Raw genomic sequence first — 14,556 nt, 5'->3', positions numbered from 1 at the left:
ACCTAGCTTCAATCTACAATGGCGTTCTTTGCCTTTAGGACTGGCACCAAAGAACCAATTCGAATTTCTGTGGGATGTTTACGCCAGCAAGGGTTGGTCGACGCTGAAGTGGAATAGGTTCTAAGCTGTCAGCAAGAGAACGTCACATGTCGCAAATGAACTGGTTACAATTGCTTTCCGCCGACCGCCTTGGCGCACCTCGCCGCCAGCCTGAAACCGGCCCTGCCATTGGTCGCTCGGACTTTCACAAAGATCACGACCGGATCGCATTTTCTTCCCCATTCCGCCGCCTGGGTCGCAAGACGCAGGTACACCCCATGACCGAGAATGATCATGTGCATACCCGGCTGACGCATTCGATCGAAGTCGGCTGCGTGGGGCGCTCGCTCGGCATCATGGTGGGTCAGGCATTGGGCGCCAAATTACCAACGCACATTATTCCATACGATATTGGCGCTATCGTCCAGGCGGCTTGCCTGGCGCACGATATTGGCAACCCGCCGTTTGGCCATGCGGGCGAGTATGCGATTCGCGATTGGTTCCGGCAGTCGTCCAATGCGTACATGTTGCAAAATCTCAGCCCGCAGGAGCGGCGCGATGTCCAGACCTTTGAAGGCAATGCGCAGGGTTTTAGGGTTGTGACCCAATTGGAAAACCATCGCTTTGATGGCGGCATGCGGCTGACCTACGCCACGCTGGGTGCGACGCTCAAATACCCGTGGACCAGCGAGCATGCCGGTCACAAGGAAAAGTTCAGTTGTTACCAAGCTGAAAAGAAACTGCTCGACGAAGTGGCGCATGAGTTGGGGCTGATTGCCAAGCAGAATGGAACGTGGTGCCGCCATCCGTTGAGCTATCTGATGGAAGCAGCAGATGATATCTGCTACGCGATTCTGGACTTGGAGGATGGCGTTGAAATCGGCATGTTGCCGTTTGAAACCATTGCGCCGATGCTGATTAAACTGGCTGGAATCGATGATGACCTGCTGCGGCTGGAAGTCGCTGGCGCACCCAGCGTAAGGCGCAGGATGTCGCTTTTGCGCTCCAAGGCGATTGACCGTTGTACCCGGGAAGTCACGGCAGCTTTCTTGCGCAAGCATGACGAGCTGCTGGCGGGTGAGTATGAAGGTGACCTGATTGCCGCCTGCCCGGATTTTGTCCGCCATGGCATCCATGATGCAAAGCAGTTGGCGCAGGACCGTATCTTCAACAACCGGCGTAAGGTCGAAATCGAGGTTGGTAGCTTTACCTGCCTCGATATCTTGTTGGAATCTTTTTGTGGTGCGGCATACCAACTGCGTACCGAGCCCGATCGACTCAGCTTTCGCAATAAACGTATTCTCGACCTGATGGAATACAACGCCCCCAATAAGGAATGGCCATTGTATGAGAGCTATATGCGGGTGCTCGACTTTATTGGTGGGATGACCGACAACTATGCTACCTATCTGGCGCAACAGGTGGGGGGGATGGGGCGCTAGTAACAGCATAAATTTCTGGATAGAGGCAGTAAGAATCTGTCTAAAGTCTGCTGTGCGTCGGCAATACGGCGTTGAAAACACCCTCGGAATGCTCATTTACCACGCGTAAACTCCGCTTCCTCGGCTGTTTTCGCCTTGTCTTGCCCTAGCTCGCGAGACTTTAGACAGGTTCTAAAAGCGCCTGGGTGAATGCAGAAAAACCACAATGTCCGCGCATCGGGACATGACTTACGAGCGTGCTAGAATCCCCCGCAAACGATTATTCTTCACGAGACTCTCCGCTGTGCCTATCCCCGAACGCCTCGTCATTGCCACCCGTGAATCTGCGCTGGCCCTGTGGCAAGCCCGCCACATCGCCGCCCGGCTGGAATCGCTTTATTCGGACCTCAAGGTTGAACTACTGGGTATGACTACCCAGGGTGACCGTATTCTTGATGTGACGCTGAACAAAATTGGCGGCAAGGGTTTGTTCGTTAAAGAGCTGGAAACCGCTTTGCTTGAGGGCAGGGCTGATCTGGCAGTGCACTCGATGAAGGATATGCCGATGCGCATGCCTGAGGGTTTTGCCATCGCGGCGATTACCGAGCGTGAAGACCCGCGCGATGCGTTTGTCTGTAGCCAATACGCCAGCCTTGGTACGCTACCCAAAGGCGCGGTGGTGGGCACATCCAGCCTGCGCCGGGAAGCGCAGATTCGCGCCGTGTTTCCACACTTGGTGGTGAAGCCCCTGCGGGGGAATGTGCAGACCCGCTTGAACAAGTTGGATGCGGGGGAATACAACGCCATCATTCTCGCGGCGGCAGGGTTGAGGCGCTTGGACCTAACCTATCGTATCCGTGCCTGCCTTACGCCGGAAGAGAGTCTGCCTGCGCCAGGGCAAGGGGCTTTGGGCATAGAGATTTGCGCAGATCGGGTGGACTTGGCTGAGCTGTTGGCCCCGCTTAACCATGCCGAAACCGCAGACTGTGTGATGGCTGAACGTGCCATGAGCTTACGCCTGGATGGTTCTTGTGAAACCCCGCTGGGGGGGTATGCCGAGATTGTCGATAAACATTTCCTGCGCATGCGTGGCTTTGTCGCCAGCCCCGATGGCAAACAGATGCTGCGTGCCGAATCAAACGGCAGCCGTGCTGCGGCTGTAGGGCTGGGTCGCCAAGTCGCTGACTTGATGTTGACCGAAGGTGCCCGGGCTCTCCTTAAGCCTGCCGAGTAAACCGCTGAGATCATCTCCTATGAGTCGTCCGCTTGACCAACGTCGCTTCTTGATTACCCGGCCAGAAAACCAATCCGCCACCCTCGCCGGTCTCTTACGTGAAGCCGGTGCTATTCCGTTACTCGCGCCGATGATCGCTATCGGTGCGAGCAGCGACCCTGCAGCCTTGGCGGCGGTATTGCAGCGTTTGGACGAGTTTGACTTGGCTGTCTTTGTCAGCCCTACCGCCTTGGATGTGATCGCTGAACATAAAGCCCCCTGGCCCGATGCATTGCCCGTTGCGGTGATAGGGCAGGCATCAAAGGAGCGGGCGCAGGAACTGGGCATGCATGATGTCATCAGCCCCGACAGCCAATTTGATAGCGAAGGCCTGTTGGCTAACCCGGTATTGCAGCAAATGGCTGGCCGGCGGGTAGTGCTGTTCCGCGGTAACGGCGGCCGTGAATTGCTGGCTGATACTTTGCGTGCAAGGGGTGCCCAGGTCGAGATCGTCGAAGCCTATCGCCGGCAGATGCCAAGCTTGACGCATGAGGATGTACTCGCCTTGTTGGCCGACGGGTGTGACGGCGTTATCGTGACCAGCTCGGAAGCCGTGAACAATCTGTTTACGTTGGCCGATAGCGTATTGGCCGATCGCTTGCGACATCTTCCCTTTTTTGCCAGCCATCCTGCGATTGCCGAAACCGTACGCCGTCATGGCGTGAATGAGTTGTCTTTGCTGGCAACCGGTGATGCCGCCATGGTGGCCGATCTGCAGATTCGCTTTGCGCCAAAGCCGGTGTCTGTGCAAGCGCCGCCGGCTGCCACGCCGCCCCGCGAACCGGCTGCCCCATTGTCTGTCAGTCCTGCTATTGATAAGCCGGCACGGACGTGGGGGGAGAGGTTGGGCGGTACGATTAAATGGGCACTGCTTATGGTGGGCATCTCGGTGTTGATGTACCAGTTTCAAGCACAAGCCCCGCACCGTGAGTTGAGTGCACGTTTGAACAATTTGGAAGCGCAGCAGCGCAGCCTGAGTGTCGATACGCAACGCGACAGCGCCCAGCTACGCCAGTTGGATGCACTCCAACTGGCGACGCAAGCCCAGCAGGATGAAATACGCGCTCAGCAGACTGATTTACAAGCGCTTTATGGTTCGGTCGCTGGCGATCATGAGGAAGCGGTACTGGCGGATGCTGAGTTGACCTTGTCGCTGGCCAGCCAGCAATTGCAACTTACCGGCAATGTTGGTGCTGCCTTGGCTGCCTTGTACCGATTGGAAGAACGCTTGGTCGGTAATGACAAGCCGCGGCTGCAGAATTTGCGACGTACGGTGGTGAGGGATATCGATCACCTCAAGAGCATACCCTGGGTCGATTACGTTGGACTGTCGGCGCGTCTGGATAGCTTGGTGACACAGGTCGACAAGCTGCCGTTGTTGGTCGATGCGAAAGCCGCAGAGGATGCTATTAAATCCCACGAGCCAGCCGGCAGCTTGCTGGGCGAGTTGGGTCGCGCACTCGGCGCCTTGGTGGAGATTCGCCGTGTCGATCGGCCCAATCCGGTTTTGTTGGCGCCAGAGCAGGCTTTCTACCTACGCGAGCACCTCAAGCTGCGCTTATTGAATGCACGCTTGGCCTTACTACAGCGTGATGAGACAACCTTCAGGCTTGATCTTTCGGCAACCCAGCTCTCCTTGCGCGAGCAGTTCGATACACGCAGCAAGCCCGTCAAAGCCGTACTGGCAGCCCTGGCCGAAATACAGATGATCCGGCCCGCGCAGGTCTTGCCAACATTGGCTGACAGCTTGAACGCCGCCCGGGACGCACGTCGTACGACGGCGGCTAGGGAGGACAGCAAATGAAGTCGGTGATCTGGCTGCTGCTGCTGTTTACCCTCGCGGTGCTGTTGGCGTTGTTTGCCCGCGAAAACAACGGCTATGCGCTGCTGTTTTTCAATCAGTGGCGGATGGAGTTGTCGCTAAATGCCTTTGTCCTGTTGTTTGTATTTTTGCTGGGCGGTGGCTATGGCTTGCTGAAGCTGCTTGATTGGCTTGTCAGTATGCCCGGCAATGTACGTCAGTATCAGGCGGCGCGGCGTGCCAGCAATGCCGGCAAATATCACCGCGAGGCGCTATTGGCAATGTTTGAGGGACGACATTTACGTGCCGAGCGCAATCTTCGGGTAGCGTTGGCGTCGCAGGACAATCCGGAACTGCGTCTTGCCGATACCCTGATTGCTGTTCGTGCGAGCCATAGTTGCCGTGATTTCGAACGCCGGGATGCCTACTTGGCGCAGGCGCGTGAAATTGGCGGTCCGCGGTCTTTGGCGCGGCTGATGTTGGAGGCTGAACTGCTCGGCGAACAGTACCGCACTCGCGAAGCGCTTGATCTGTTGCATCAGGTGTATGCGATTTCCCCCAAACTGACGTCTGCACTGAAACTTGAGTTGAAGTTACGTCAGCAGGAGAATCATCCGGCAAGGGTGATTGAGTTGGCGGATATGCTGGAAAGAAGCGAGGCAATCGATGCGGGGCAAGCGTTCCGCGTCCGAGCTCAGGCGCGGTTGGCACAGCTTAAACTGGTACCGATGGATAGCCGGGAGTTGGAGCGCTGGTGGGCAAGCCTGGGTAAGGATGAACGTCATCAACCTCGCTTGGCGGCTGCTGCCGCACGTGAGTTTGGTCGGCTGGCGTTGATTGAGCGGGCAGAGACCATCGTCGTGGAGGCGTTGGAAAGCAATTGGGATGTCTCCCTCCTGGAGGTTTACGGTGAGTTGGGCCGCATGGATGGCAAGGGAGATGCAGTCAAGCGCCTTGCCAGGGCTGAGGAGTGGCTGCGGCATCACCCCAATGACCATTCGCTTTTGTTGGCCTTGGGGCGTTTGTGCCGCGATGCAGCCCTTTGGGGTAAGGCGCGTACTTATTTGGAAGCCAGCGTGGCCGTGACGGCGACGCCGGTGGCTCATGCCGAGCTTGGCCAATTATTGGAGCAATTGGACGAACGTGAAGAAGCCAACGAGCAATACCGCGCTAGTCTTGGGCTGGCGCTGGACTTATTGGAGAGACGGGGATGAGCGCAGCGCTGCTAGCAGCTGTGCACTATCTGGGTGCCATGGTTTTGATGGCGTGCCTGATGGGCGAACATCTCCTGCTCAAGCCTGAAATGGACGAGCCGTGTATACGTAGTTTGGCGCGTTTGGATATGGTTTATGGTGTGGCCGCGTTGGCGCAGATTGGCAGCGGTATTGCCCGTTTGTTTAGTGAGAAGGGTGTGGATTTCTATCTGCAGAATCCACTTTTCCACGCCAAGATGACGGTCTATGTTGTGCTGGGTCTCCTCTCCATCTACCCCACTTTTCGTTTTATTGCTTGGCGGCGAGTTGTAGCGGGCAGCAGTGGAGTGTCGCCATCGGAAATCAAGCGCGTTGTAATGCTGGTACGCCTGGAATTGCTTCTGCTCTTGTTGATTCCTATATTGGCCAGCTTTATGGCGCGCGGTGTAGGTGCTGGGTGAATGTGTGGTCAAAAAACAAAATCCAGTCTTTGGACTGGCTTTTGTTTTTTGAAATGGTTTGATCGCAAGTAATTCAAAGCTGATCTGGCGTCATAATGGTTTTAAGGATGGTTTGTTTGGCTTCGTCGCGTATCCGGCATTGTAACCACCAGATGCCCCCTTTCTTGACGCTCCAATCGGCTTCGAAACCGGCCAGTAGGCTGGCTGCCAATCGCCCCAGATGTGGTTGATGGCCAACAATGACCACATTGCCCCGGCAACTTGGCCAACCCGCCACGGCCAGATGATCGGCTACCGATGTACCTGGGTTGAGCCGCGCATCCACGGCATGGTTCGGATATAAGGCCGCTGCAGTTTGGCGGGCGCGCACGGCTTCGCTGGCGATGATATAGGTGTCGGCAGGCAACCGTGTTTGCAGCCAAGCCGCTATTTTTGCAGCCTGTTTATGCCCCCGGCTGGTGAGCCTGCGCGCAATATCGTCATTGCCGTCTTCTGCTTCGGCGTGTCGCCACAAAATCAGATTCATCGTTGGTTCTCCTCGCCGAAAATTATCAGTCTCTGGCTTTGGCAGCGAGTTCGCTCAACAGCATGCCCTGGGCGCTACGTACTTTTCCCCCACGGGTAGTTTTTTTGCGGTACCGCCCATCTGGCTGCATTTCCCAGGCTTGTGCGTTGTCGACCAAATAGGGACGAAGTCCTTCACGGATCACCCGCCGTTTGCTCTTGCTGTCATAGATGGGAAAAGCCACTTCGACGCGCCGAAAGAAGTTGCGGCCCATCCAGTCGGCCGAGCCTAGATAAACATCTTCGGCACTGTCGTTGAAGAAGTAGAACACCCGTGTGTGTTCCAACAAGCGCCCGACGATGGAGCGTACCTTGATGTTTTCGCTCAGCCCCTTTACACCTGGGCGCAAGGTACATACGCCGCGGACGATGAGGTGGATGGTTACCCCTGCCTGGCTTGCGGCATATAGGGCTTCGATCAGAGCCGGTTCCAGCAGCGAATTCATTTTGGCGATGATAATGGCGCGCCGGCCGGCCCTGGCGATGTTTGCTTCACGGTCGATTGCTGCCACCATCGAAGAATGCATGGTGAACGGTGATTGCCAAAGCGCTTTCAACTTGCCTGGGTTGCCCATGCCGGTAAGCTGGATGAACACATCGTTGACGTCGGCACATTTGTCCTCGTTGCTGGTCATCAAGCCGAAGTCGGTATACATTTTGGCGGTGCGCTGGTGGTAATTGCCGGTGCCCAGGTGGGCGTAGCGGCGTAAGCGGCCTTCTTCGCGGCGGACAATCAACAGCATCTTGGCGTGGGTCTTGTAGCCGTAGACGCCGTACACGACATGCGCGCCGACGCGTTCGAGCTTGGCTGCCCAGTTGATATTGGCCTCTTCATCAAACCGCGCCATCAATTCAACCACGGCGGTGACTTCCTTGCCGGCCTCTGCCGCTTCAATCAGCGCTTCCATCAACGCCGAGTCCTTGGAAGTCCGGTACACCGTCATCTTGATTGCGACGACAGCAGGGTCGCGCGCGGCCTGTTGTAGGAGGTCGATAACGGGGGTAAAGCTTTGGAAAGGGTGGTGCAGCAGAATGTCGCCATGGCGTATCGCGGCAAATATATCAGGCTGCTTGCGTAGTTCTTTGGGTACGCCGGGCATGAAGGGTTGGAATTTGAGGTCAGGCCGGTCTACTTGGTCCGGCACCTGCATCAAGCGCACGAGGTTTACCGGCCCATCCACCCTGTAGACATCCTCACGCAGAAGGCCAAACTGCTCGCTGAGATAGTCCGATATATGGTGTGGGCAATTGTCGGCGACTTCCAAGCGCACACCGTCACCATATTGGCGCTGTGTCAGTTCGCCTTGCAGCGCTGCCCGCAAATCCTTCACGTCTTCTTCGTCCACGTTCAGGTCCGAATCACGCGTGACACGGAATTGGTAGCAGCCTTTTATGTCCATGCCGGGGAACAGCTCATCGACATGGGCATGCAATATTGAGGATAGGAAAACAAAACCGTGCTCAACCCCCGAAACCTCGGGCGGCAGTTTGATAAAGCGTGGAAATATGCGCGGTGCCTGCACAATGGCAATGCCGGAAGAACGTCCAAATGCATCGCGACCATCAAGCTCTACCGCGAAATTAAGGCTTTTGTTCAAAAGGCGTGGAAAGGGGTGTGCAGGGTCTAGCCCAATCGGTGTGAGTACGGGCGCCAACTCGCGCTTGAAGTAGTCATGCACCCAGGTACGTTGTATGTCGTTCCACCGGATACGGCGTAGAAAGGCGATGCCTTCCTCCGCCAGCGCGGGCAGGATGCTCTCGCGCAGTATCGAGTACTGCCGTTCCACCAGGGCGTGAGCCTCGGTAGATATGCAATGAAATGCGGCTTCGGGCGACAAGCCATCCGGTGCTGGCCGGGTGGAATGCATGCGGATATTTTCTTTTACCCAGGCTACCCGCACCTCGAAAAACTCATCGAGGTTGGAAGACACGATACAGAGGAATTTAAGCCGTTCCAGCAGTGGATTATTGATGTCTTCCGCTAGTGCCAGTACCCGGCGGTTGAATTCAAGCAGCCCAAGCTCGCGGTTCAGGAAGAGTTCGGTAGTGGCTTCGTGCTTGTGGGCAAGGTTCATGGAGCAAATCGCAATGCGGGTTCAGGTGCTGAGTATAGCGAAGCGCCGGGGTACTTGGCCGCATTGAGCACGACAAAATAAAATGGCCGCACAATGGCGGCCATCCAAGCTTTCAGCAAAGTTACTGCTGAGGGGGAACATAGCCTTGCGGCATGTCGGCACCCGAGCCGAAAAAGTAATTTTGCAGTTGCTGGGTCAAGTACTGACGCGCGCGTGCGTCGGCAAGGTTAAGCCGGTTTTCGTTGATCAGCATGGTCTGGTGTTTTACCCAGGCGGCCCAGGCTTCTTTGGACACGCTTTCGAACAGCTTCTTGCCCAATTCCCCGGGTATGGGAGGGAAATCCAGTCCTTCGGCTTCTCGGCCGAGTTTGATGCAGTTAACCATTCTGGCCATGGCGGGTATTCCTTTCAGACTTTAGCAAAACTGCATGACGGCCCACACAGGCTGCCACTGCATTAGAAACTGTCTACGATCTTACTGTGCAGTCATGATCAGGGCTCATGTGCTGCTCAAAATCCTCATGTACAAAAGTACATTCCGGTTTCTGCGCTGCGCTTCACCCTGCTGACGACTGCTCGAGACAGATCGTAAACAGGTTCTTAAACGTTAAACAGGAAGTTGAGCACATCGCCATCTTTGACAACATACTCCTTCCCTTCCGCACGCATCTTTCCGGCTTCCTTGGCCCCCTGTTCACCCTTGTAGGTGATGAAGTCATCGTAGGAAATGGTCTGGGCGCGAATGAAGCCGCGTTCGAAATCGGTATGGATGACGCCGGCAGCCTGCGGGGCGGTATCCCCCGTATGGATTGTCCAGGCGCGTACTTCCTTCACCCCGGCGGTAAAGTAGGTCTGCAAGCCCAGTAGCTTGTAGCCGGCACGGATGAGTTGATCGAGTCCCGGTTCTTCAAACCCCAGGTCAGCCATGAAGGCGGCCTTGTCTTCATCGTCAAGGTCGGCAAGTTCTGCTTCGATCTTTGCGCACAATGCAACAACGGGCGCGCCTTCTTTGGCGGCATGTTCACGTAGGCGGTCAAGGTGAGGGTTGTTCTTAAAGCCATCTTCAAGCACATTGCCCACATACATGGCGGGCTTGATGGTGAGGAGGCACAAAGGCTTGAGTAAAGCCTTATCCTCGTCCGCCAGTTTCAGGGTGCGGGCTGGCTGGCCGGAATTCAGGTGCGGCAACAATTTTTCGCATACAGCAATCAGCTTTTGGGCTTCCTTATCGCCAGACTTGGCTTTTTTCCCCTCGCGTTGCATGGCTTTTTCGACGCCGGCGAGGTCGGCCAGTGCGAGCTCTGTGACGATGACTTCGATATCCGCCAGCGGATCGATACGGCCCGCGACGTGAACGACATTCGGGTCATCAAAGCAACGTACGACGTTTACGATAGCGTCGGTTTCACGGATATTCGCCAAGAACTGATTACCAAGCCCCTCGCCCTTGCTGGCGCCGGCGACCAGCCCCGCAATATCAACAAATTCAACAATGGCAGGCTGGATCTTCTGGGGATTGACGATGCTGGACAGTGCTTTCAAGCGCGTGTCGGGTACTTCTACAATGCCGACATTGGGCTCGATAGTACAGAAAGGATAGTTTTCCGCCGCGATGCCAGCCTTGGTTAACGCATTGAAAAGGGTCGATTTACCTACATTGGGTAGTCCGACGATGCCGCATTGGAGGCTCATGGAGGATTCCTATCAGAGAAAGCGTAATTCTAAATCGGGGCGCGGTTAGGCGTCAGTTATCAAGGGTGAGGCGTAGCATTGGTGAAATCGCTGCTATTCCGCGGGCTTTGCAGCCTTGGGCTTGGTATTGACTACCATTGTGGCGCGGGGAAACTCACCGGCTGCCAGCAGGGGCCAAGCTTTCAGGCTACGTTCGATAGCGGCATCGATATCGGGTTGTTCGTTTTGACGGGGTTTTTGCAGTACGAAATCCACCACTGACTGGTTTAGGTTCAGCGTACGCGGATGGCCGATGCCGAGCCTCAAGCGCCAAAAATTAGGGGTGCCGAGTAGCGCCTGTATATCCTTCAGACCATTGTGGCCGGCATGGCTGCCACCTTGCTTGAGCTTGGCTTCGCCGGGCAGCAGGTCTAATTCGTCATGTACAACCAGGACGGATTCGGGCTGAATCTTATAGAAGCGGGCCAGCGCTGCCACAGATTGACCAGAGCGATTCATATAGGTAGTCGGTTCCAAAAGCCAGATGTCGTCGCGGCTGCGACCCGCCAATCCCAGGAACTTGCTTTCCAGGCGTAGTGACACCCCTAACTCGCGCGCCAAGGCTTCTACCCACCAAAAACCAGCATTGTGCCGGGTAGCGGCATATTCAGCCCCAGGATTACCTAAGCCGACGATCAGTCTTATAGGCTGTGTGGTTGTACTCATCAATCAGTCCAAAACAGATAGAAAAACGGCCCGCCAACCCAAAGGCGACGAGCCGTTTTGCCGAAGCGCGCTAATTTGATTAAGCAGCAGGAGTTTCTTCGGTAGCGCCACCGCGAATAGCCAGGATGGTAGCCACGGTACCGTTGTCGCCATGCTTCAGAGCAACCAACTCAACACCTTCCGGCAGTTTGATATCGGCCAAGTGAATCGAGTGACCGGCTTGCAAATCGATCAGGTCTACTTCGATGAACTCAGGCAGCTTGCTTGGCAAGCAGGAAACTTCAACTTCGTTCAACACGTGAGACACGATGCCGCCGCTAGCTTTCACGCCAGGTGCATTTTCGGCATTGATGAAGTGGAATGGGACCTTGGTGTGGATAGTCTTGTTGGCATCGACACGTTGGAAGTCTACGTGCATGATGATTTGCTTCCATGGGTGGTACTGGGCATCACGAATCAGCACTGGTTCGGCTTTGCCGTCGATAACCAAGCTCAGCACCGAAGCATGGAACACTTCATTTTGCATAGCGTAATACAGATTGTTGTGATCCAGCTCAATGGCGACCGGTGTTTGATCTGCACCGTAAACAATGCCTGGAACCTTGCCAGCGTTACGCAGGCGGCGGCTCGCTCCGGTGCCCTGTTGCGTACGGCCTGTGGCGATAACTTCGATAGTCATAACATAACTCCTGAACTACAAGAAAAAACACCACCCGCGACCAGGCGATGCTTGGATAAACGGCCAACCCTAGGGTTGGCCGTCGAAATTCTAGTCAACGAATAGTGTCGAAACAGACTCTTCGTTATTGATCCGCCTTAGTGTTTCCGCCAGCAGGGGCGCTAAACTGACTACACGGATGCGGTCGGATTTCTTTGCAGCGTCACTTAGCGGGACGGTATCGGTAATTACCAATTCATCAAGTTCTGATTGCGCAATACGTTCTACCGCCAGGCCAGACAGTACCGGGTGGGTAGAGTAAGCCAATACACGCTTGGCCCCATGCTGCTTTAGTGCTTCCGCCGCTTTACACAGCGTATTTGCGGTATCGACCATATCGTCCATGATCAGACAGGTACGGCCTTCAACGTCGCCGATAATATGCATTACTTCAGACACATTGGCTTTTGGACGACGCTTATCGATAATGGCCAACTCGGTATTCAGTTGTTTAGCCATGGCGCGCGCCCGTAATACGCCGCCAACGTCAGGCGAGACTACCATCAGGTCTTCGTAATTTTTGGTGCGAACATCATCGAGTAAAACCGGGGTGGCATAGATGTTATCCACCGGAATATCGAAAAAGCCCTGAATCTGATCTGCATGTAGATCGACCGTCAATAAACGATCAACCCCGGCAGCTTGCAACATATTGGCCACCACCTTGGCTGAGATGGGGACGCGCGCGGAGCGCGGGCGGCGATCTTGGCGTGCATAGCCGAAATAGGGCATCGCAGCAGTAATGCGGCCGGCAGAGGCACGCTTTAGCGCGTCAACCATCAGCAGCACTTCCATCAAATTGTCATTTGTGGGCGCGCAAGTGGATTGCAACACGAAAACATCGCGACCGCGTACATTTTCCAGCAGCTCCACAGTCGCTTCGCCATCGCTGAAACGGCCGACCGTGGCACGGCCTACGGTGATATCGAGGTGCTTAGCGACAGCATCGGCCAACTGTGGGTTGGCATTGCCGGTAAAGACCATCAAACTTTCGTAGGCCATGTCCTGATCCCTGAAAAAGAGAAAGCGTGTAATCGTTATTACACGCTTTCTGGTTTCTTTTTTGTGTTAGCTGCGTATATCAGCATGGGCCGATTACGTTTACTACATAATGACTGGCAGGGGAGGTAGGGATCGAACCTACGAATGTCGGAATCAAAATCCGATGCCTTACCACTTGGCGACTCCCCTACGAATCCGCCGAACTGATCCAAAAAATCAATCCGCCAAATTAAACAAAGGATGCTGCTTAATGCTTTGCGCGCTAAACCCTTGCATCGTGGGTGGCAAGAGAGACAAAACACGCATTGCTTCATCATGTGTATCAAAAGCAGAAAACACACAAGCGCCGGATCCTGTCATCGCTGAGTTACCAAACTGGCTTAACCAATTCAAGTATTTTTCAACTATCGGATACCGTTTCCTCACAACTGCTTCGAGGTCGTTTCTGACCCTGTTGTTCGGAAAGGCCGCCATTATTATGGGCGGGGTGTTGCGTGTCAAGCACGGGTCTGAAAATATTTCGATGGTAGGTATGGATACCGGCGGGGTCAGCACGACATACCATTGTTGTGGAAGGGAAATCTCTTTTAGTGCCTCGCCAATGCCCTCGGCAAAGGCATCACGCCCAAAGATGAAAAGAGGGACGTCTGCCCCCAAGCGAAGCCCCAATGCTTGTAGTGCTGCGCGATTTAAACCTAGTCGCCAACGATGGTTAAGCGCCATGAGGACGGTAGCGGCATCGGAACTGCCGCCGCCAAGCCCCCCTCCCATGGGGAGGCGTTTCGTGATACGGAGGCGGCAGCCGCGGGTACTGCCGGTATGTTCCTGCAATAGGCGAGCAGCGCGCACCATCAGATCAGTTTCTGCCGGCACGCCCGGTAATGGGTTTTCGTGTGTGATCTTGCCGTTATCATCATCCGCGATTTCTATTGTGTCGCCAAAGTCGATTAAGCGAAAGACGGTTTGTAGCAAGTGGTAGCCATCAGGTCGACGGCCGGTCACATGCAGAAAAAGATTGAGTTTGGCAGGTGCTGGAAAGGAATGAAAAACCGTCATTGGGGTGCGAGTTGCCAATCGTAGAGTGCTATACGTACTTCGAGGTCATTACGTTTAAGGGATAGCTTGTCGGGTGCGCCGGCATTGGTGACCACAGGGTATTGAATTCGCCAGCCATCCTGTAACAGGATGCGAGCCCCTCCTTCTTCTTGCCAACTGGCAGCATGAGTAGGGTCTGCCAACCCTAGTAACCAGTAGCGAAGGCCTGCTGCCGGTAATCGCCAGCCTAGTTCGCGCTCGCTTAAGGACTCGATATCGTCGGCTACATGGAGCTGGCCATCCGTATCGAAGAAGCGCGCACCTTCGGGAGCCATTTCCAATCTGGCAACTACTTGGCCCAAGGGGTTGCTGATATCAACCCGGTCTTGCTGATCTTGGTGCGCCCAATTGAAGCGCGCGTTATAGCCTTTGCCAGCTGCATTGACAGCAACCCTGCCGCTCACGCTGTATTGGCTGGGTAGTGAGGATGGTGCAGCGGGCGCAGGTTTGTAACTGGCGCAGGCCGACATAAGAAACAGCGCCGCGATGGCAGCTATAGTGCGTTGGAAAAACATGC

14 protein-coding genes and 1 tRNA gene are annotated in these 14,556 nt (G+C 55.2%); 5 read left to right on the top strand and 10 right to left on the bottom strand.

Annotation, left to right across the window (positions count from 1 at the left end; all coding sequences use genetic code 11):
• Positions 1 to 146: 146 nt before the first annotated feature.
• The 5 genes from CSQ89_RS04190 to CSQ89_RS04170 all read left to right on the top strand — a co-directional run bounded on the left by CSQ89_RS04190 (position 147) and on the right by CSQ89_RS04170 (position 6,188).
• Positions 147 to 1,481 carry a deoxyguanosinetriphosphate triphosphohydrolase gene (locus CSQ89_RS04190; RefSeq protein WP_099404935.1) on the top strand — a complete coding sequence of 445 codons (1,335 nt, stop codon included), beginning with the start codon at positions 147 to 149 and terminating at the stop codon, positions 1,479 to 1,481.
• A 283-nt stretch (positions 1,482 to 1,764) separates the two neighbouring features.
• Positions 1,765 to 2,694, top strand: coding sequence for a hydroxymethylbilane synthase (gene hemC, locus CSQ89_RS04185; protein WP_233202959.1), 930 nt, complete (start codon positions 1,765 to 1,767; stop codon positions 2,692 to 2,694).
• A 19-nt stretch (positions 2,695 to 2,713) separates the two neighbouring features.
• On the top strand, positions 2,714 to 4,537 hold the full coding sequence (locus tag CSQ89_RS04180; protein WP_099404933.1) for a uroporphyrinogen-III C-methyltransferase: 1,824 nt from the start codon (positions 2,714 to 2,716) through the stop codon (positions 4,535 to 4,537).
• Positions 4,534 to 5,748, top strand: a complete 1,215-nt coding sequence (locus CSQ89_RS04175; protein ID WP_099404932.1) for a heme biosynthesis HemY N-terminal domain-containing protein — start codon at positions 4,534 to 4,536, stop codon at positions 5,746 to 5,748. Before CSQ89_RS04180 ends, CSQ89_RS04175 begins: the two co-directional genes overlap by 4 nt.
• A complete protein-coding gene (locus CSQ89_RS04170) occupies positions 5,745 to 6,188 on the top strand; it encodes a DUF2214 family protein (protein WP_099404931.1) in 444 nt (147 codons plus the stop codon). The genes CSQ89_RS04175 and CSQ89_RS04170 overlap by 4 nt, the downstream gene beginning before the upstream one ends.
• A 73-nt stretch (positions 6,189 to 6,261) precedes the next feature.
• Here the strand turns inward: CSQ89_RS04170 and CSQ89_RS04165 are convergent, their stop codons facing one another.
• From CSQ89_RS04165 to lolB, 10 genes are all read right to left on the bottom strand, one after another.
• Positions 6,262 to 6,714, bottom strand: a complete 453-nt coding sequence (locus tag CSQ89_RS04165; RefSeq protein ID WP_099404930.1) for a SixA phosphatase family protein — start codon at positions 6,712 to 6,714, stop codon at positions 6,262 to 6,264.
• Positions 6,715 to 6,739: 25 nt separating this feature from the next.
• Positions 6,740 to 8,827, bottom strand: coding sequence for a polyphosphate kinase 1 (gene ppk1 / locus CSQ89_RS04160; RefSeq protein ID WP_099404929.1), 2,088 nt, complete (start codon positions 8,825 to 8,827; stop codon positions 6,740 to 6,742).
• A gap of 121 nt (positions 8,828 to 8,948) precedes the next feature.
• Positions 8,949 to 9,221 carry an oxidative damage protection protein gene (locus CSQ89_RS04155; RefSeq protein WP_099404928.1) on the bottom strand — a complete coding sequence of 91 codons (273 nt, stop codon included), beginning with the start codon at positions 9,219 to 9,221 and terminating at the stop codon, positions 8,949 to 8,951.
• Between the two features lie 206 nt (positions 9,222 to 9,427).
• The gene (gene ychF / locus CSQ89_RS04150; protein WP_099404927.1) at positions 9,428 to 10,519 is read right to left on the bottom strand and encodes a redox-regulated ATPase YchF; all 1,092 of its coding nucleotides are present in this window, start codon (positions 10,517 to 10,519) and stop codon (positions 9,428 to 9,430) included.
• A 93-nt stretch (positions 10,520 to 10,612) separates the two neighbouring features.
• Entirely contained in the window at positions 10,613 to 11,224 is a 612-nt protein-coding gene (gene pth, locus CSQ89_RS04145) for an aminoacyl-tRNA hydrolase (protein WP_099404926.1), read from the bottom strand.
• A 79-nt stretch (positions 11,225 to 11,303) separates the two neighbouring features.
• Positions 11,304 to 11,903: a 50S ribosomal protein L25/general stress protein Ctc gene (locus CSQ89_RS04140; protein ID WP_099404925.1), complete on the bottom strand. Its 600-nt coding sequence runs from the start codon at positions 11,901 to 11,903 to the stop codon at positions 11,304 to 11,306.
• A 90-nt stretch (positions 11,904 to 11,993) separates the two neighbouring features.
• Positions 11,994 to 12,944 (bottom strand): ribose-phosphate pyrophosphokinase, encoded by a 951-nt coding sequence (locus CSQ89_RS04135; protein WP_099404924.1) that lies wholly within the window; start codon positions 12,942 to 12,944, stop codon positions 11,994 to 11,996.
• Between the two features lie 114 nt (positions 12,945 to 13,058).
• A tRNA-Gln gene (locus CSQ89_RS04130) sits at positions 13,059 to 13,133 on the bottom strand.
• A 27-nt stretch (positions 13,134 to 13,160) separates the two neighbouring features.
• The gene (gene ispE / locus CSQ89_RS04125; RefSeq protein WP_233202958.1) at positions 13,161 to 14,018 is read right to left on the bottom strand and encodes a 4-(cytidine 5'-diphospho)-2-C-methyl-D-erythritol kinase; all 858 of its coding nucleotides are present in this window, start codon (positions 14,016 to 14,018) and stop codon (positions 13,161 to 13,163) included.
• On the bottom strand, positions 13,997 to 14,554 hold the full coding sequence (gene lolB / locus CSQ89_RS04120) for a lipoprotein insertase outer membrane protein LolB (RefSeq protein WP_158228895.1): 558 nt from the start codon (positions 14,552 to 14,554) through the stop codon (positions 13,997 to 13,999). The genes ispE and lolB overlap by 22 nt, the downstream gene beginning before the upstream one ends.
• Positions 14,555 to 14,556: the final 2 nt, after the last annotated feature.

Source organism: Chitinimonas sp. BJB300 (assembly GCF_002735695.1).
Classification (GTDB): domain Bacteria; phylum Pseudomonadota; class Gammaproteobacteria; order Burkholderiales; family Chitinimonadaceae; genus Chitinimonas.
The sequence above is the reverse complement of the archived record's forward strand: the minus strand, read 5'-3'. Positions and strand labels throughout refer to the sequence as shown.